General features: G+C 74.7%; 12 protein-coding genes and 1 pseudogene. 10 read left to right on the top strand and 3 right to left on the bottom strand.

Annotated features, from left to right (window positions below; genetic code table 11):
• Position 1 precedes the first annotated feature (1 nt).
• Positions 2-538 carry an SHOCT domain-containing protein gene (locus ACZ3YO_RS15560; RefSeq protein ID WP_465569444.1) on the bottom strand — a complete coding sequence of 179 codons (537 nt, stop codon included), beginning with the start codon at positions 536-538 and terminating at the stop codon, positions 2-4.
• A 55-nt stretch (positions 539-593) separates the two neighbouring features.
• On the opposite strand from ACZ3YO_RS15560, the gene ACZ3YO_RS15555 reads away from it, so the two are divergent.
• The 8 genes and pseudogenes from ACZ3YO_RS15555 (at position 594) to ACZ3YO_RS15520 (ending at position 13233) form a co-directional block, all read left to right on the top strand.
• Positions 594-1688 (top strand): protein kinase domain-containing protein, encoded by a 1095-nt coding sequence (locus tag ACZ3YO_RS15555; RefSeq protein WP_465569443.1) that lies wholly within the window; start codon positions 594-596, stop codon positions 1686-1688.
• A gap of 200 nt (positions 1689-1888) precedes the next feature.
• Positions 1889-3613: a serine/threonine-protein kinase gene (locus ACZ3YO_RS15550; protein ID WP_465569441.1), complete on the top strand. Its 1725-nt coding sequence runs from the start codon at positions 1889-1891 to the stop codon at positions 3611-3613.
• Positions 3614-3820: 207 nt separating this feature from the next.
• Positions 3821-5464: a succinic semialdehyde dehydrogenase gene (locus tag ACZ3YO_RS15545; RefSeq protein WP_465548828.1), complete on the top strand. Its 1644-nt coding sequence runs from the start codon at positions 3821-3823 to the stop codon at positions 5462-5464.
• Positions 5465-5523: 59 nt separating this feature from the next.
• Positions 5524-7341: a GMC oxidoreductase gene (locus ACZ3YO_RS15540; RefSeq protein ID WP_465569439.1), complete on the top strand. Its 1818-nt coding sequence runs from the start codon at positions 5524-5526 to the stop codon at positions 7339-7341.
• Between the two features lie 119 nt (positions 7342-7460).
• Complete coding sequence (locus tag ACZ3YO_RS15535) at positions 7461-9227, top strand: hypothetical protein (protein WP_465569437.1); 1767 nt, start codon at positions 7461-7463, stop codon at positions 9225-9227.
• A gap of 1177 nt (positions 9228-10404) precedes the next feature.
• Positions 10405-11988 (top strand): glutamine-hydrolyzing GMP synthase, encoded by a 1584-nt coding sequence (gene guaA / locus ACZ3YO_RS15530; RefSeq protein WP_465569619.1) that lies wholly within the window; start codon positions 10405-10407, stop codon positions 11986-11988.
• Positions 11989-12195: 207 nt separating this feature from the next.
• Positions 12196-12753 (top strand): annotated as a pseudogene (locus ACZ3YO_RS15525) (DoxX family membrane protein); the annotation flags it as partial.
• A gap of 36 nt (positions 12754-12789) precedes the next feature.
• Positions 12790-13233 carry a QcrA and Rieske domain-containing protein gene (locus ACZ3YO_RS15520; RefSeq protein ID WP_465569618.1) on the top strand — a complete coding sequence of 148 codons (444 nt, stop codon included), beginning with the start codon at positions 12790-12792 and terminating at the stop codon, positions 13231-13233.
• Positions 13234-13243: 10 nt separating this feature from the next.
• Here ACZ3YO_RS15520 and ACZ3YO_RS15515 read toward each other — a convergent pair whose 3' ends face one another.
• Together ACZ3YO_RS15515 and ACZ3YO_RS15510 are read right to left on the bottom strand one after the other, a co-directional pair.
• Positions 13244-13453 (bottom strand): hypothetical protein, encoded by a 210-nt coding sequence (locus ACZ3YO_RS15515; RefSeq protein WP_396321426.1) that lies wholly within the window; start codon positions 13451-13453, stop codon positions 13244-13246.
• The gene (locus ACZ3YO_RS15510) at positions 13450-14922 is read right to left on the bottom strand and encodes a PspC domain-containing protein (RefSeq protein WP_465569435.1); all 1473 of its coding nucleotides are present in this window, start codon (positions 14920-14922) and stop codon (positions 13450-13452) included. Before ACZ3YO_RS15510 ends, ACZ3YO_RS15515 begins: the two co-directional genes overlap by 4 nt.
• 133 nt (positions 14923-15055) lie before the next feature.
• Here ACZ3YO_RS15510 and ACZ3YO_RS15505 point away from each other — a divergent pair, with 133 nt between their 5' ends.
• On the top strand, positions 15056-16537 hold the full coding sequence (locus ACZ3YO_RS15505; protein WP_465569433.1) for a PspC domain-containing protein: 1482 nt from the start codon (positions 15056-15058) through the stop codon (positions 16535-16537).
• On the top strand, positions 16530-17282 hold the full coding sequence (locus ACZ3YO_RS15500) for a LuxR C-terminal-related transcriptional regulator (RefSeq protein ID WP_465548816.1): 753 nt from the start codon (positions 16530-16532) through the stop codon (positions 17280-17282). Before ACZ3YO_RS15505 ends, ACZ3YO_RS15500 begins: the two co-directional genes overlap by 8 nt.
• The last annotated feature ends 1 nt before the right edge of the window (position 17283 follow it).

The raw sequence follows: 17283 nt of genomic DNA, 5'->3' as shown, positions 1-17283 counted from the left end.
CTCAGCCGATCAGGCGCTGCTTGGCGCGGCCGAACTCCTCGTCGGTGAGCGCCCCGGCGGTGCGCAGGGCGGCGAGGCGTTCCAGCTGGTCCAGCAGCTCGGTGCCGGAGGCGGCGGGCGCGGCGTCCGGCCTGGCCGGCGCCTTCTGTGCGGCGGTCCGGGCCAGCCGGGCGGCGGCCCGGATCTGCTCGGCGAACACCTCGCCCTTCACCACGTCCTCGAACCGGTGCGAGCCGGTGAGGGCGACCACCAGCAGCACCTCGCCGTTGATCCGGGACTTGGCGACGGTCGCGTCGGTGACCGCGGAAAGCGGAACCGGGACGGGCGGTTTTCCGTCCTTCAGGAACAGCAGCCGGTGCGTGGTGAGGACCAGGACGCCCTTGCGGAAATGGTCGGGATGGCGCCCCGCCGTGGACGCGACCGGCCTCTCCTCGGGGGCCACGTTCGCCTCGACGGTGCGCAGGGCCTGCGCCCGGGTGTCACTGTTGCTGTTGCCGGCCACGTCGAAGGCCGCCTCGATCAGATCGGTCCAGTCCATGGGACCGAGCGTAATGCGCACGCCCTAGGCTGGGGCGCGAGCGAGAGGAACACGCATGCGAGCGGGTCCGGGTCAGGTGCTGGCAGGGCGTTACCGGCTGACGGACCGTCCGGAGGCGCTGCGCGCCTCCGCCGTGGACGAGGTGACCGGGGGTGCGGTCCTGCTGCGCGGCCTGGAGCTGCCGGCGTTGCTGACGAGCGGTCACGATCCGGATGAGCCGGTCCCCGAGCAGGGCGAGCGGCTGGTCCGCCGGGTGGCGGCGGCCGGGTCGACGGCGCCTTCGCACCCCAGGCTGTTGCAGGGGGCGGGGGCCTTCGTCGAGGGCGATCTGCTCTGGACGGTCGAGGAACGGCCGGCCGGGGTGCCGCTGGCCGAGCTGGTCGCGGCCGGGCCGGTCCCGCCGTACCGGGCGGCCGAGTTGGCGGCCGACCTGGCCGGTGCGCTGCGGGCCCTGCACGAGGCCGGGCTCGCGCACGGCAATCTGACCACCGCGTCGGTGCTGGTCTGCGAGGACGGTGCGGCGCTGCTGGGCGGACTGCTCCCGGGGGTGGCCGAGGAGGCGCTGGCCGAGGAGCTGGGCGGGCCCGGCGGGCGCCGCCGGTACGACGTGCGGGCCACCCTGGTCGGTCCGGTGGCGGAGCGCTGGCCGCTGGACGGCGGCCCGGCGGGGGACTGCTGGGCGCTGGGGGTGCTGGTGCAGCGGCTGGTGACCGGCCGCTCGCCGTTCCCGGACCACGGTGTGCCGGAGCTGGTCACGGCGGTACGGGACGGCCGGCGGGAGCCGTCGGTGGTGTGCGGGCCGCTGGCGCCGCTGGTGGAGCGGCTGCTCCAGCCCGACCCCGCGCTGCGTCCTACCGCGGAGGCCGTCCAGCGGGAGCTGGCAGGCCTCCTGGCGGGTGCGCCGGAGCCGGCCGACGAGGAGCGGTCGGCGCGGGCGCTGGAGTTGCGGCCGGAGGGGCCGCTGGTGCCGCTGACGCCGCGTCGGCGCGGCCGGGGCGGGCCGGCCCCGGAGCCGGTCGCGGCGGGCGCGGGGCCGGAGCCGGTCCGGCGTCCGTTGATACCGCCGGCGCTGCTCGGACCGGTGCTGGTGGGCGGGGTCTTCCTGCTGCTGGTGCTCGGGGTGGTCGCCGTCGTGGTGTTCGCGGGTTGATGGTGGCGGCCCCGGTGTTCGCGGCCTGATGTTCGCAGGCTGACGGTGCCTGTCGGGGCCGTCCCGCCGGCCGGACGGGCGGGGGAGATTACCGGGGTGCGGGCGGGGCGCCTAATGTGTGCGTGGGATCTGTTCGAAAAATGGTCTGCACCGGCCCTCCGTCGAGGTGACGGCAGGTGAATGAGGGGGAGCGGTCGCCGATGAGCGTGCAGGACCGGCCGGAGGCGGCCGAGGCGGAGCGGCTGCTGGCCGGACGCTACGAGCTGGGCGACCGGCTGGGCCGCGGCGGCATGGGCACGGTCTGGCGGGCCTGGGACCGGATGCTGGACCGCGAGGTCGCCGTCAAGGAGCTGACCGTCAGCCACCTCCCGGAGGAGGAGCTGCAGATCCTGCACGCCCGGATGAAGCGGGAGGCCAGCGCGGCCGCCCGGATCAAGCACCCCGGCGTGATCACCGTGCACGACGTGCTGGAGCAGGACGGCCGGCCGTGGATCGTGATGGAGCTGGTCGACGGCCGCTCGCTGGCCGACGTGATCAGCCAGGACGGCACGCTGCAGCCGCGGGCCGCCGCCGAGGTCGGCAGCCAGGTGCTGGCAGCGCTGCACCGGGGCCACCAGCTGGGTGTGCTGCACCGGGACGTGAAGCCGGCCAACGTGCTGCTGGAGCGCGGCACCGGGCGGGTGGTCCTGCTCGACTTCGGCATCGCGACGTACGAGGGCTCGGCCGAGCTGACCCGGCCCGGTGACCTGGTCGGCTCGCCGGACTACCTGGCGCCCGAGCGCGCCCAGGGAGACCGCCCGGGCCCGGCCTCCGACCTCTGGGGCCTCGGGGCGACGCTGTACGCGGCGGTGGAGGGCCAGTCGCCGTTCCGCCGGACGTCGCCGCTGACCACGCTGGCCGCGGTGGTCGGCGATCCGCTGCCGGAGCCGCGCCGGGCGGGGGCGCTGGGGCCGGTGCTCGCCGCGCTGATGGCCAAGGACCCGGCCGAGCGGCCGACCGCGGACGAGGCGGCCCGCATGCTGGCCGAGGTGCAGGCCGGGCACACCATGGGCTTCAAGCCGGTCGCGCCGGTGAAGACGCCGACCCAGTCGGTGCCGGTGGTGGACCGGACCGAGGCGCCCGGGCCGGAGCCTGACTCCGAGCCGGAGACGACGCCCGGTGCGGTCGCACCGCCGGCGGCGCCGTCCGCCACCGCGGCGGACGCCGGAGCCCTCGCCGTGGGCGCCGCAGCCGCCGCCGTGGGGCCGCCCGCCGGGCGGCCCGCGCTGGTGGTGCACCCCGTCGCGCCCGCGCGCGGCCCGGCCGGACGCCGCAACGTGCTGCGGATCGCCGCGATCGGGCTGGGCGTCGCCGTGCTGGCCGCGGGGGCGACCTTCCTGGTGACCCGGCACTCCGGCACCCCGGTCGCCGACCCCACCCCGACCGCCACCGGCGGTCCGCAGCCCACCGCGTCCGGCGACGCGGACCCCGCGCCCACCGGCTACCGCTGGGTGGACGACCCGGCGGGCTTCCGCTTCCCGCTGCCGGTGGCCACCCCGGCCTGGCAGCGCAGCACCGACACCGCCAACCAGATCTTCTACAGCCCGGACAACAAGACGCACTACCTCCAGTTCGCCGTCACCGTCGGCCAGTCGGTCAAGCCGCTGGACCACATGCGGCAGATGGAGACCACCGTCTCCAAGCTGAAGGAGTACCGCCAGCACAAGCTGACCAGCGTCCTGGTGAACGGCCACGACGCCGCGGTCTGGGAGTTCAGCTACGCGGCCAAGGAGGGGGGCCGGCGGCGGGCGATCGAGGCGGAGTTCATCGACGACGACGGGACCGGCTACGCCATCTACCTGTCCTGCCCGGAGACGGACAAGGACTGGCCGGAGGGGGAGCAGCGGTTCAACGCGGTGCTCGGTCACTTCACCCCGACCCGCTGAGCCGCCGAGAAGCGCTGACCCGCTGGCCCGGAGAAGCGCCGACCCGCTGAGCCGCCGAGAAGCGCTGACCCGCTGGCCCGGAGAAGCGCCGAGCTGCCGAGCCGTCGAGAAGCGCCGAGCCGGTGACCGGCCGGCCGGGTGGGCCACTCGGAGTTTCTTGTTACCCACGGGTACCGAACCGGCCGCCGAGCGCCTAGGCTGCGCCGTATGACGGACCTCACAGCAGATGCCTCGGCCCTCCAGCAGCCCGGTGCAGGCGCGGCGGACCGCAACCCCGCCGCCCCCGGAGGCGGCCGCACGGTCGCCGCGGCCGTCCCGTCGTCGCTGGTCACCCGCCTGGCCGGCGGGATCACCGCGACCGGCGAGCCCAGCCTGGTGGAGACCGTCGCCCCGCTGACCGGCGAGCGGCTGGCCGGCCTGCCGCAGTCCACCCCGGCCGACGTCGAGGTCGCCTTCGAGCTGGCCCGTCGCGCCCAGCCGGCCTGGGCCGCGCTGCCGGTGCGCCGTCGCGCCGCCGTCCTGCTGCGCTTCCACGACCTGCTGCTGAAGCGCCAGGACGAGGTGCTCGACCTGATCCAGGCCGAGACCGGCAAGGCCCGGCTGCACGCCTTCGAGGAGGTGCTGGCCGTCGCCATGGCCGCCCGGCACTACGGGCGCGCCGCGCACGGCTACCTGCGCGACAAGCGGCGCGGCGGCGCGCTGCCGCTGCTCACCCAGGCGATCGAGGCCCGCCGCCCCAAGGGCGTGGTCGGGCACATCTCGCCGTGGAACTACCCGCTGGAGCTGTGCATCGGCGACGCGCTGCCCGCCTTCGTGGCCGGCAACGCGGTGGTCAACAAGCCGGACACGCAGACCGCGCTGACCGCGCTCTGGGCCCGCGAGCTGCTGATCGAGGCCGGGCTGCCGGCCGACCTCTGGCAGGTCGTGATCGGCGACGGTCCGGTGATCGGCCCGGCCGTGGTCGAGCACGCCGACTACGTCTCGTTCACCGGCTCCACCCGGACCGGCCGCGAGGTCGCCCAGCGCGCCGCCGCCCGGCTGGTCGGCGTCTCGCTCGAACTCGGCGGCAAGAACGCCATGCTGGTGCTGGCCGACGCCGACCTCGACCGGGCCGCCGAGGGCGCCGTCCGGGCCTGCTTCTCCTCGGCCGGCCAGCTCTGCATCTCGATCGAACGGCTGCTGGTGCACCGCTCGGTGGCGGACGAGTTCCTGGCGAAGTTCGCCGAGCGGACCCGCGCCCTGCGCCTCGGCGGCGGCCTCGCGTACGGCGCCGACATGGGCTCGCTGGTCTCCGTCCGGCAGCTGGACACCACCACCCGTCACGTGGACGAGGCGGTCAAGGCCGGTGCCACCGTGGTCACCGGCGGCCGGCCCCGGCCGGATCTCGGCCCGTTCTTCTACGAGCCGACCATCCTGGACGGCGTCACCCCGGAGATGGCGGTCTGCAGCGAGGAGACCTTCGGCCCGGTGGTCTCGGTCTACCGCTTCGACACCGAGGACGCGGCGGTGGCCGCCGCCAACTCCACCCCGTACGGGCTCAACTCCAGCGTCTGGACGAAGGACCTGCGGCGCGGCCGGGCGGTCGCGGCCCGGCTGCGCACCGGCACGGTCAACGTCAACGAGGCCTACGCGGCGGCGTACGGCTCGGTCGGCGCGCCGATGGGCGGCATGGGCGAGTCCGGGCTCGGCCGGCGGCACGGCGCCGAGGGCATCCTGCGGTTCACCGAGGCGCAGACCGTCGCCAGCCAGCGGCTGATGCCGCTCGCGCCCTCGTTCGGGCTGGACGACAAGCAGTTCGCCGCGGTGTTCACCGGCGGCCTGCGGGTGCTGAAGGCGCTGCGCTTCAAGTAGCCGACGGCTCACGGCAGTCCGTCCCGACGTCAGTTCTTTTCCCGAAGGAGCAGTGGCACATGGTGGGGTCCCGCGATGAGGCGGAGTTCGACTACGACGTGGTCGTGATCGGCTCGGGCTTCGGTGGGTCGGTCTCCGCGCTGCGGCTGACCGAGAAGGGCTACCGGGTCGCCGTCCTGGAGGCCGGGCGGCGCTTCGAGCGCGACGAACTGCCCAAGAACTCCTGGGACCTGGCGAAGTACCTGTGGGCGCCCAAGCTCGGCCTGTACGGCATCCAGCGGATCCACCTGCTGGCCAATGTGCTGATCCTGGCGGGCGCCGGCGTCGGCGGCGGCTCGCTGAACTACGCCAACACCCTCTACGTGCCGCCGAAGCCGTTCTTCGAGGACCGCCAGTGGGCGCACATCACCGACTGGCAGGAGGAGTTGGCGCCGTTCTACGACCAGGCGCAGCGGATGCTGGGCGTCCGGCTCAACCCGACCATGACCCCGTCCGACGTCCATCTGCGGGCGGCGGCCGAGAAGATGGGCGTCGGGGACACCTTCCACATGGCGCCGGTCGGGGTCTTCTTCGGTGACGGCAAGGACGCCGGGGGCGCGGCTGAGGCGGCGCCCGGCGACGAGATCCCGGACCCGTACTTCGGCGGCGCCGGCCCCGCGCGGCGGGCCTGCGTGGAGTGCGGCGAGTGCATGACCGGCTGCCGGCACGGCGCCAAGAACATGCTCACCGAGAACTACCTCCACCTGGCCGAGCGCGGCGGCGCCGAGATCCACCCGCTCACCACGGTGGCCCGGATCCGCGAGCACACCGGCGCCGGCGGCACGCAGGGCTTCAAGGTGGACGTCCGCCGGACCGACGCCCGCTCCACCACCGACCCGGTGAAGGCGGGGGCGCGGACCATCACCGCCGGCCGGGTGGTGATCGCGGCCGGCACCTACGGCACCCAGTCGCTGCTGCACCGGATGCGCGACGGCGGCCACCTGCCCCGGATCTCCGGCCGGCTGGGCGAGCTGACCCGGACCAACTCCGAGGCGCTGGTCGGCGCGCAGACCACCGACCGTCTGTACGGCGCCCGGACGGACTTCACCAAGGGCGTCGCGATCACCTCCTCGATCCACCCGGACGCGAACACCCACATCGAGCCGGTGCGCTACGGCAAGGGCTCCAACGCGATGGGCGCGCTGTCGATCGCGCAGGTCAAGGGGGGCGGCAAGGGCCCGCGCTGGCTGCGTTACCTGGGCTCGTCGGTGCGGCACCCGGTGACCTTCGCCCGCTCGATGAACCAGCACCGCTGGTCGGAGAAGACGATCATCGGCCTGGTGATGCAGTCGCTGGACAACTCGATCACCGTCTCGCTGAAGAAGAAGGGCCTCGGCAAGGGCCAGCTGACCTCCACCCAGGGGCACGGCGCACCCAACCCGACCTGGATCCCGGCCGCCGAGCAGGGCGCCCAGGCGCTGGCCGACGAGATCAACGGCTTCGCGGGCAGCACCGTCGGCGAGATCTTCGACATCCCGATGACCGCCCACTTCCTCGGCGGCTGCCCGATCGGCGACTCCGCCGAGACCGGCGTGGTCGACCCGTACCACCGGCTTTTCGGCCACCCCGGGATCAGCGTGGTGGACGGCTCGGCGGTCTCCGCCAACCTCGGGGTGAACCCGTCACTGACGATCACCGCGCAGGCCGAGCGGGCCATGTCGATGTGGCCGAACAAGGGCGAGGACGACCGGCGCCCGGCCCCCGGCGAGGCGTACCGGCGGGTCGAGTCGGTGGCGCCGGTGCGCCCGGCGGTGCCGAAGGAGGCCTTCGGTGCGCTGCGCCTGCCGCTGCTGGCCGTCCCCGAGGTGCCGAAGAGGCGTGGCACGCAGGCTCCCTGACGCCTCGCCGGGACAGGCCCGCGACGCGCCGGGGCCGGTTGACAGCCGTCCGCGCACGATGGGATAAACGGGCTCCCTGGGGGGCCCAGGGGCTTGTTCTCACGGGGGGATCACGGTCCATGGCCATCTGCGCATCGTGCGGCGCGGCTTCGGCGGAAGGGGCGCTCGGCTGCGCGTCCTGCGGGCGGCCGCTGGCGCCGCCCCCGCCAGCCCCGGCACCGCTCACCCCGCCCGTGCTGCCCCCGCCGCCACCGTCCGCGCCGGGGTACCCGACGGCCGCGGCGCCCGGCCGGCCCGGGTACGCACCGCCCGCCGTCCCGCCGACGGTGGGCAGTTGGGGCACCGGCCGGCCGTACGACGCGGCCGCCGCGCAGCCCGCCGCGCTGCGGTGGCTCACCGGCGAGGACTGGCGGCCGGCGGTGAAGGCGGTGATCGCGCCGACCGCGGTGCTGCTGCTGGCGGCGCTGATCGCCGCGATCCCGGGCGACTACAACGTCGGCTACCTCTACGACTCGCCCGACTTCGGCGACCGGTTCGGCACCGCCCTGGCCATGGCGCTGGCCGCTCTCGGCGCACCCTTCAAGCTCGGCCTCAGCGGCCGGCTGTTCCGGGGGGAGAGCGGCCCGTCGCTCCTGGTGCGGACGGTGCCGATGACGGTCACCGCGCTCTGGCTGTTCGCGCTCTGGCTCGGTCTGCGGGCCGGCGTACGCCTGCGCCAGGCCCGCAGCGGTGCGCAGCAGACCCGGGCGCAGGCGGCCGGCGAGGCGGTCCGCACCGCCCTGGTGGTGGCCGCGGCGACCCTGCTGGTGGGCCTGGTCGGCGGCGCCGCCTGGTCCCCGTCGAACGGCCGGGGGGCGAGCTTCAGCGACTACTACGGGGCTGTGGAGTACCGGTCCGACTCCGGCTGGCTGGAGGCGGTCGGCTGGAGCGCGCTGCTGGCCGGGCTGCTCGCCTTCACCGTGTACGGGACGGACGCGCTGCGCTGGGCGGCCTGGCGCAACCGCGCGGTGCGCGGGTGGGCGGTGGCCGGGCTGGCCGCGGGCCGGGCGGCGGCGGTGTCGGTCGGGCTCGGCGCGCTGGTCGGGTTCGTGCTGGTCGCCGTCCAGGACGAGGGGTGGGCGACCGGTGTCTCGGTGGCCTTCCTGCCGAACCTCGGCCTGAGCCTGCTCGGCCTGGGCTCGGGTGCGACCCTGCGGGCGGGCGACGGCAGCAGCCGCTACGGCGGCTACGACGGGGACGGCCCGGGCTACGGGTCGAGCGGCCCGCGCGACGAGTTCTCGCTCTTCGACCTGCACGGCGAGACCGCCGACTGGCGGTGGACCCTGCTGCTCGCCCTCGCCGCGACGGCCTACCTCGGCTGGACGGCCCACCGCCGCCGGCTCGACGCGGCCGACCGGATCCGGCTCGCCGTGGTGTACGCGACCGGGCTGACCCTGCTCATGGCGGTGGCCGGCTTCGTGGCGACGTCGGGCAGCGGGTCCTCGGGCGGGCGGACGGGCGCCGACCGCGAGTTCTCGGTCGGTCTGCTCTTCGGCTCCCAGCTGGCGGCCAACGTGATCTGGGCGGCGGTCGGCGCGCTGGCCGTGCCGCCGCTGCTGGCGGCCGTCCGCGGCGGTTCGGCCGGCGGCCCCCTCGGAGCGGTGCCGCCGCAGGGCGGCCCGTACGAGGGTGCGGCGTACGCGGGAGCGGTGCCCCGGGAGACGGCGCACGCGGACGCCGCGCCCGCGGGCGTGGTGCACGAGGGCGGGCCGCTGCTGCCGGGTCAGGTGGCGGGGGTGAGCGAGGTGATCGGCTCGCACGACCAGCAGCCGCCGGCCCCCGGCACCGCCGCCCCCGGGGACGGTGGGGATGCCGCCGACGCGAGCGTCTGGCGCAAGGAGCCGTAGCGAGCCGGGGGGCGTGCGCCTCGGCGGCCCGCCCCCCTCGCGTCGTCCCGGCGCCCGCCCGCCGCAGCGGTCACCCCGCTGCGCCCGGCCCCGGACAAGGCCCGGACAGGGGCCGGAGAAGGCCTGGACGAGGAGGTCGGACCAGGACCCGACCGGGCCCGGAGAAGGGCAAAGGGCCCCGCGGGGGAACGGGGCCCTTTGTCGTTCAGCACGCGGCGTCAGGGCTGCGCCGGTGCTGGGGTGACGGCGCCGGGGGAGGAGCGCCGTCCTGTCGGTTGGCTTCTGGGACCGCGCCGTCGCAGCACCGGCGTGGGTGTGCCGGTCGCGCGGGGCGCGCACGCGCGCGGTGCGGCCGGTCCGGCGCGCATGGCTGCGCCGGGCCTTCGCTCACGGAGCGTGAGGTGACAATCGTTGCCACCAAGGGTCTCGGCGGCACCGGGCCGGGCCTCCGCAGTGGGCCTTCGGCCACCGGGAGAACCTCTTCCAAGCAGCATCGTGCTGGACGAAGGGCTTGCTCTGCAACCGATTCGGCATGATTCGGCACAGTCCATTTTCGGCCGGACCGGTTCGGGGAGGTCTGCCGGGGGCCGCCCGGCGGCCCGCGGGGAGGTCCGGGAAGGCCACGTCGATGATCACGGTGCGTAGTGGTGCCGGCCGGAGCGCACGGGGACGCGCGTAGCGGCGCGGGACGGTGAACGGTGTGCGCCTGGGTTGCGCCGGGGTGCGGCGGCCGGCTTCCGGGCGTCCCCGGAGGCCGGCCACCCCACCTCGTTGGTCCAGTCGCGGCCGGGGTCGCTGTCCCCTGCTGGCCGGCCGCTGCACCCGCGCACGGTCCCACGGCGCACCGCTCCCGGCGGGGCCGGGACAGCGGCGGCGCCACGCGCGCCGGTGGACTGGGATGAGCTCCACGCGTGGTCCTGCAAGCCCGTACGGCGGCGCCCCTGGCCGGGGCGGAGGCGGCGCACCTGGCGGGCGCGGCGCGGTCGTACGGTCGTCAGAAGCAACGAACCGGCGGCCGGGGCGGTCACGGTCTCTTGGACGTGCAGACGAGTGAAACCGGCCCGCCCGGTAGACTCGACCACAGACCCCCGCTCGTCGCCCGCCGCCGCCCTTCGACGGAAGCGCTGCGCGCGACACCTTTCGTACCGCTGCCGGAAGGCCGTCCGTGTCCTCTGCTATTCCCGTCCAGTCCGTACCTGAGACCGACACCGTCCTGGTGGTCGACTTCGGTGCCCAGTACGCCCAGCTCATCGCCCGCCGGGTGCGTGAGGCCCGGGTCTACAGCGAGATCGTGCCGAGCAGCATGCCGGTCGCCGAGATGCTCGCCAAGAACCCGAAGGCGATCATCCTCTCCGGCGGTCCCTCGTCGGTCTACGAGGAGGGCGCACCGCAGCTCGACCGCGCGATCTTCGAGGCCGGGGTGCCGGTCTTCGGCATGTGCTACGGCTTCCAGCTGATGGCCAAGACGCTCGGCGGCACCGTCGACAACAGCGGCGCCCGTGAGTACGGCCGCACCCCGCTGACCGTCTCCCGCACCGGCTCCACCCTGTTCGAGGGCGTCCCGGCGCAGCACTCGGTCTGGATGTCGCACGGCGACGCCTGCTCGGCCGCCCCCGAGGGCTTCACCGTCACCGCCTCCACCGACGTGGTGCCGGTCGCGGCCTTCGAGAACGACGAGGCCCGGCTCTACGGCGTCCAGTACCACCCCGAGGTGCTGCACTCCGACCACGGCCAGCAGATCCTGGAGCACTTCCTCTACCGCGGCGCCGGCATCGCGCCGACCTGGACCACCGGCAACGTGGTGGACGAGCAGGTCGCGCTGATCCGCGCCCAGGTCGGGAACAAGCGGGCGATCTGCGGCCTCTCCGGCGGCGTGGACTCCGCGGTCGCGGCCGCCCTGGTCAACAAGGCCATCGGCGACCAGCTGACCTGCGTCTACGTCGACCACGGCCTGATGCGCAAGGGCGAGACGGAGCAGGTCGAGAAGGACTTCGTCGCGGCCACCGGCGTGCAGCTGAAGGTCGTCGACGCGCAGGAGCGCTTCCTGAACGCGCTCGCCGGGGTCTCCGACCCCGAGGAGAAGCGCAAGATCATCGGCCGTGAGTTCATCCGGGTCTTCGAGCAGGCCCAGGCGGAGATCGTGGCCGAGGCCGGCGAGCACGGCGAGTCGGTGGAGTTCCTGGTCCAGGGCACCCTGTACCCGGACGTGGTGGAGTCCGGCGGCGGTACCGGCACCGCCAACATCAAGTCCCACCACAACGTCGGCGGCCTGCCCGAGGACCTCCAGTTCGCGCTGGTCGAGCCGCTGCGCAAGCTGTTCAAGGACGAGGTCCGGATGGTCGGCCAGGAGCTCGGCCTGCCGGAGGAGATCGTCCAGCGCCAGCCGTTCCCGGGCCCGGGCCTGGGTATCCGGATCGTCGGCGAGGTCACCAAGGAGCGCCTGGACCTGCTGCGCGAGGCCGACGCGATCGCCCGCGAGGAGCTGACCGCGGCCGGCCTGGACCGGAAGATCTGGCAGTGCCCGGTCGTGCTGCTCGCGGACGTCCGCAGCGTCGGCGTCCAGGGCGACGGCCGCACCTACGGCCACCCGATCGTGCTGCGCCCGGTCTCCTCCGAGGACGCCATGACGGCCGACTGGTCGCGTCTGCCGTACGACGTGCTGGCGAAGATCTCGACCCGGATCACCAACGAGGTCAAGGACGTCAACCGCGTGGTGCTGGACTGCACCAGCAAGCCGCCGGGCACCATCGAGTGGGAGTGATCACTCCCGCCGGCCGGCCCTGAGAAGGCCCCCGACCGGCATTGAACGGCCGCGCCGTCGTTCCCGTATACAAGGGAGCGGCGGCGCGGCCGTTCGCGGTGGACGGGGGCCCACCGGGTGGGACCTCCCACCGAAAGCGCTCACAAACGTGCAGAATGCGACCGGACCTGTCAGGCGGTTGGCAGGCCGTGAAGGAAGGTGTGAGGGATGACGGAGGCCAGCAGCCCCACGGTGGCCGGCGGCTCCGTGACGGCCGGCGTGCGGGCGGCGGACGGCAGTACCGGGTGGGTGGCCGCGCGCAAGGCGGTGGCCTCGCGGTACGCGCTGCTGCCGCTTCGGATGTTCCTCGGCGTCACCTTCGTCTACGCGGCGCTCGACAAGCTCTCCGACACGCACTACCTCGCGGGCGCGGGCGACCCGGCCTCCTTCGTCTCGCAGACCCAGGCGGCGAAGGGCTCCAGCCCGATCTCCTTCCTGCTCGGCGCCGCCCTCGACGCCCCCACCCTGTTCGCGCTCGCCATCGCCTTCGGCGAACTGGCGGTCGGCCTCGGCACCCTGCTCGGTCTCTGGGGCCGGGTCGCGGCCCTCGGCGGCGCGCTGATCAACCTGAGCCTCTGGCTGACCGTCAGCTGGAACGTCTCGCCGTACTACCTCGGCAACGACCTCGCCTACCTGATGGCCTGGACCCCGCTGCTGCTGGCCGGCACCCCGTACCTCTCGCTGGACGGCTACCTGGCCAAGCGGGCCGCCCGGGACCGTGAGCGCGGGCTGGGCGAGGCCCACACCCGCCGGCGGGCACTGGTGGACGGCGGGATCGCGGCCGTCGCGATCGGGGGCGCCGGCCTGCTCTCCGGCTCGCTGACCGCCACCTTCGGACGGGACAAGAAGGCGGTCGGGCCGTCCGCCGCCCCGGCCGGGAGGGCGCCCGCCGGGCCGCCCGTCTCGGTGGCCGCCGCGAGCGTCCCGGTCGGCGGCTCCGCCCAGGTCAAGGACCCGGCCACCGGCGACGCGGTCTACATCGTCCAGCCCAAGGCCGGCCAGTACTGCGCCTTCTCCGCGGTCTGCACGCACTCCGGCTGCGCGGTCGACGCACCGAAGAACGGTCAGCTGTACTGCCCCTGCCACGGCTCCCGGTTCGACGCGGCCACCGGCGCCGTGGTCAACGGCCCGGCCACCAAGCCGCTGCCCAAGTACGGCGTCACCAAGGACGGCGACAAGCTGAACCTCGGGCCGCTGCAGAGCTGACGCCGCGGCCTCAGTCCGGCGCGTCCGTCCGGCCGCGCCGGGCTGCCGCCGCGACCGCCCCGATCAGGCCCCCCAGGCCCAGCACGATGAAGGTCACCGGGATGACGATCCGGCCGTTCACCGAGATGTCGTTCACGGCCGCCACCAGGTAGAGCACCGCGATGACGGTGAACAACCCCCCGGCGATCAGCGAGAAGAGATCGAGCTGGTGCTTCCTCACGACTGGACCACCTTGATGTTGCCGAGCCCGACCATCAGCTTGAGGTCGAGCGTGCCCTTGGATGCCTGACCGTTCACCGGGGCCAGCCGGAACGTGCGGGAGCTGTTGCCGCTGACCTCGTCCTGCCCCGGCACGGCGGCGTTGCCGAGGCCGATCTTCGTCTCCAGGTCGACCGTCACGTTCGACGGCACCAGGACGGTCAGCTCGCCGGCGCCGAGCTCGACGGTGCTGTGCAGGGTGCTGCCGGCCGGGTCGATCCGGCTGAGGTCCAGCCGGGCGTTGCCGAGCCCGAGCGTGTACCGCGGCTGCAGCTCGCCGGCCGAGGCGGCACTCCAGTCGCGGTCGCCGAACGCGTTGTGCACCGAGATCGACGAGCCGTGGGTGAACGCGAGCGCCAGGGTGAGCAGCAGGCCCGGCACGACGAGCCTGCGGGCCCGGCCGAACTTGGCGGCGACCAGCAATGTCAGCCCGATGACCAGCAGGGCGGTCGCCAGCACGGTGCCGGTCAGCACGTCGGTGTCGCCGTGGGCGGAGGCCCCCCAGACCGCGCTGGCCGCGCCGACCGCCAGCAGCAGCCCGATCAGGCCGAGCGGCGAGCGCTCGCGGTGGTGGCGCACCGCCACCGGCGGCCGGGTCCGGCGGGCCGGGCCTCCCTTGCGCAGCGGGTCCCCCTCCGGCAGGTCGGCGCGCTGCCACCAGGGCTGGGCCGGGCCGCCGGGCGGCGGGGCCGCGGCGCCGTGCGGGGCGGCGCCGGTGTCGCCGTACGGGTTGCGCTCGGGGTGGCGAGGGTCCCAGAGGTAGCCGCTCGGGCCCGCGTGCGGGGTGTCGGCCGGCACCGTGCCGGCCGCCCGCTCCCGGGCGTGCCGCTCGCGGGCCGACTCGTCGTCACCGGGCGGCGGCTGCTCGTCCGTCAGCGGCCAGGAGTAGGCGGTGGCCGGCCCGGACCCGGGGAAGTACCGGTCGTACGGGCCCTCGTGGCGGTTGCGGCCGCGCCGGCGCCCGCGCAGCCGGTTGTGGTGGCGCTCCGGGTCGTAGCGGACGGCCAGGAAGACCAGTCCGCCGAGCAGCAGCAGCGGGAACAGCTGGTCGCCGTCGCCCATCGAGGAGAAGAAGACACCGGTGCCGATCACGGTCAGCAGCACCGCTCCGACCGACTGGCCGTCGACCCGGCCGGTGAGCACCCGCTGGAGCTCGGTCCGGCCCGACCGGCTGCCGCCCTTGCCGTCCGGGACGGGCTCGGTCGGGACGACCAGCCAGGCCAGCCCGTACAGGAAGAGGCCGAGCCCGCCGGAGAGGCAGAGCACCACCGTCACCACGCGGAAGACCACCGGGTCGATGTCCAGGTGCCGGCCCAGTCCGCCGCAGACGCCGGCGACCACGCGGTGGTGCTCGGTCCGGTTCAGCGGGGGTCGGTCCGGCTCGGGCGGGGCGCTCGGCCCGGCCTCCTGGGTGCGGTGGTCCTCGGTCATGCCCACCATCCTGGTGGCTCCGGCGCGCCCACCCAACCGGTGCCGTCCCTGTCCGTACCCTGACTTGTCCCTGAGAACGGGTAGGGCTCCACCCTGATGCGTCCGGGCCCGCCCGCGTGGAACCATCGGTGGCGTGGCAGCCCCCGGTACCGATCCCCGTCCGCTCGTCCCCGACGCCCCGCCGTCGGCGGGCGCCGACCCGTCCGTCCCCGGCGACGGGCGGCCGCCGTACCGGCGGCTCTACCGGAGCCCGCAGGGCCGGATGCTCGGCGGTGTCGCGCACGGTCTCGCGGTGCACCTGGGCCTGCCGGTCGCCTGGGTCCGGGTCGCGTTCGTCCTGCTCTTCTTCGCGCAGGGGATCGGCGCGCTTCTGTACGCGGCGTTCTGGTTCGTGGTGCCGATCGGCATCGGCGAGCCCGCGCAGCGCGGCGGCGCGCACTGGGTGTACGTCGACGGGGCCTTCGTTCCGGCCGGGTCCTGGCAGGCCTCCGGCGCGTTCGGCGCGGAGCTGAGCAAGGGCCGGCGCGGCCGGATCGGCCGGCTGCGGGAGCTGCTCCAGCACGCGCTGCAGGGCGAGCCCGCCGCGGAGCCCGGCGCGGTGCCGGGGACGGAGACGGCGCCGGTCCGGTCGGCCGCGAAGCGCCAGGGCGGCCTGGGGCAGCTCGCCGCGCTGGTCATGGTGGTGATCGGCCTGATCGCCCTGCTGAACGCGCTCGGCGTGCAGACCGCCCGGCCGTACACCTGGCCGCTGCTGGCGATCGGCGTCGGCGTCGCGCTGGTCTGGCGGCAGGCCGACGACTCGCGCTGGCAGCGCTGGTTCGGCCTGGAGGAGGGCGAGAAGCGGCGCGGCGCCTACACCAGGGTGGGCGGCGGTGTGCTGCTGGTGGTGGCCGGCACCATCGCCTTCCTCGCGATGCAGGGCAGCGGCTCCACGCTCGGCTCGGTGATCGAGGCCTCGCTCGCGGTGCTGGCCGGCGTGCTGGTGCTGGTCGGCCCCTACGCACTGCGGATGTGGCAGGACCTCGGCGCCGAGCGGACCGCCCGTATCCGCGCCCAGGAGCGCGCCGAGATCGCCGCCCACGTCCACGACTCGGTGCTGCACACGCTGACCCTGATCCAGCGCCGGGCCGAGGACCCGAAGGAGGTGCTGCGGCTCGCCCGTGCCCAGGAGCGTGAGCTGCGGCTCTGGCTGTACCGCCCGGAGGCCGCCGCCGAGGCCGCGCCGGACACCATGGCGGAGAGCCTGCGCGCGGTGGTCGCCGAGGTCGAGGACCGCCACGGGGTGCCGGTCGAGCTGGTGATCGTCGGCGACTGCCCGATGGACGAGCGGATCGCGGCCCAGATGCAGGCCGCGAGGGAGGCGACGGTCAATGCGGCCAAGTACGGTGGCGGGGGACCGGTCCAGGTCTACGCCGAGGTGGAGGGGAAGACGGTGATGGTGTTCGTCCGCGACCACGGCCCCGGCTTCGACCCCGACACGGTGCCGGAGGACCGGATGGGTGTCCGCGAGTCGATCCTCGGCCGGATGAAGCGCAACGGCGGCACCGCACGGGTGCGGCCCGCGCCGGACGGCGGGACCGAGGTCGAGCTGGAGATGGAGAGAACGAATGACTGAGGCAGCGCCGATGGGGGTCCCGGCCGACGGCGGGGGGAGGGTCGCGCGCGTCGTCCTGGTCGACGACCACCGGATGTTCCGCACCGGGGTCCGGGCAGAGATCGGGCGCACCGAGGTGACCGGGATCGACGTGGTCGGCGAGGCCGACGACGTGGAGTCGGCGGTCCGGGTGGTCGCCGAGACCAGGCCGGACGTGGTGCTGCTCGACGTCCACCTGCCCGGCGGCGGCGGGGTCGAGGTGCTGCGCCGCTCGGCCGGGCTGATGGGTGAGCAGTCGGGAGGGGCGGCGCGGAGCGGCTCGGACAAGGGCGGCGGCGGTCGGCGGGAGGGCGTGAAGTTCCTCGCGCTCTCCGTCTCCGACGCGGCCGAGGACGTGATCGGCGTGATCCGCGGCGGTGCCCGCGGCTACGTCACCAAGACCATCACCGGCACCGACCTGGTCGACGCGATCTTCCGGATCTCCGACGGCGACGCGGTGTTCTCGCCCCGGCTGGCCGGCTTCGTGCTGGACGCCTTCGCCGCCACCGACACCCCGCCGGTGGACGAGGACCTCGACCGGCTGACCCAGCGCGAGCGGGAGGTGCTGCGGCTGATCGCGCGCGGCTACGCGTACAAGGAGATCGCCAAGCAGCTCTTCATCTCGGTGAAGACGGTGGAGAGCCACGTCTCGGCGGTGCTGCGCAAGCTCCAGCTCAGCAACCGGCACGAGCTGACCCGCTGGGCCACCGCCCGCCGCCTGGTCTGAC

The organism is Kitasatospora sp. NPDC022785 (genome assembly GCF_055561295.1).
This window is presented reverse-complemented; position numbering and strand designations above follow the sequence as displayed.

Bases quoted from the DNA above. Each gene is read 5' to 3' on its own strand.
- ACZ3YO_RS15555 (WP_465569443.1), top strand. From the start codon at position 594: ATGCGAGCGGGTCCGGGTCAGGTGCTGGCAGGGCGTTACCGGCTGACG.
- ACZ3YO_RS15510 (WP_465569435.1), bottom strand. From the start codon at position 14,922: ATGACCGAGGACCACCGCACCCAGGAGGCCGGGCCGAGCGCCCCGCCC.
- ACZ3YO_RS15550 (WP_465569441.1), top strand. From the start codon at position 1,889: ATGAGCGTGCAGGACCGGCCGGAGGCGGCCGAGGCGGAGCGGCTGCTG.
- ACZ3YO_RS15545 (WP_465548828.1), top strand. From the start codon at position 3,821: ATGACGGACCTCACAGCAGATGCCTCGGCCCTCCAGCAGCCCGGTGCA.
- ACZ3YO_RS15535 (WP_465569437.1), top strand. From the start codon at position 7,461: ATGGCCATCTGCGCATCGTGCGGCGCGGCTTCGGCGGAAGGGGCGCTC.
- ACZ3YO_RS15560 (WP_465569444.1), bottom strand. From the start codon at position 538: ATGGACTGGACCGATCTGATCGAGGCGGCCTTCGACGTGGCCGGCAAC.
- ACZ3YO_RS15540 (WP_465569439.1), top strand. From the start codon at position 5,524: ATGGTGGGGTCCCGCGATGAGGCGGAGTTCGACTACGACGTGGTCGTG.
- ACZ3YO_RS15500 (WP_465548816.1), top strand. From the start codon at position 16,530: ATGACTGAGGCAGCGCCGATGGGGGTCCCGGCCGACGGCGGGGGGAGG.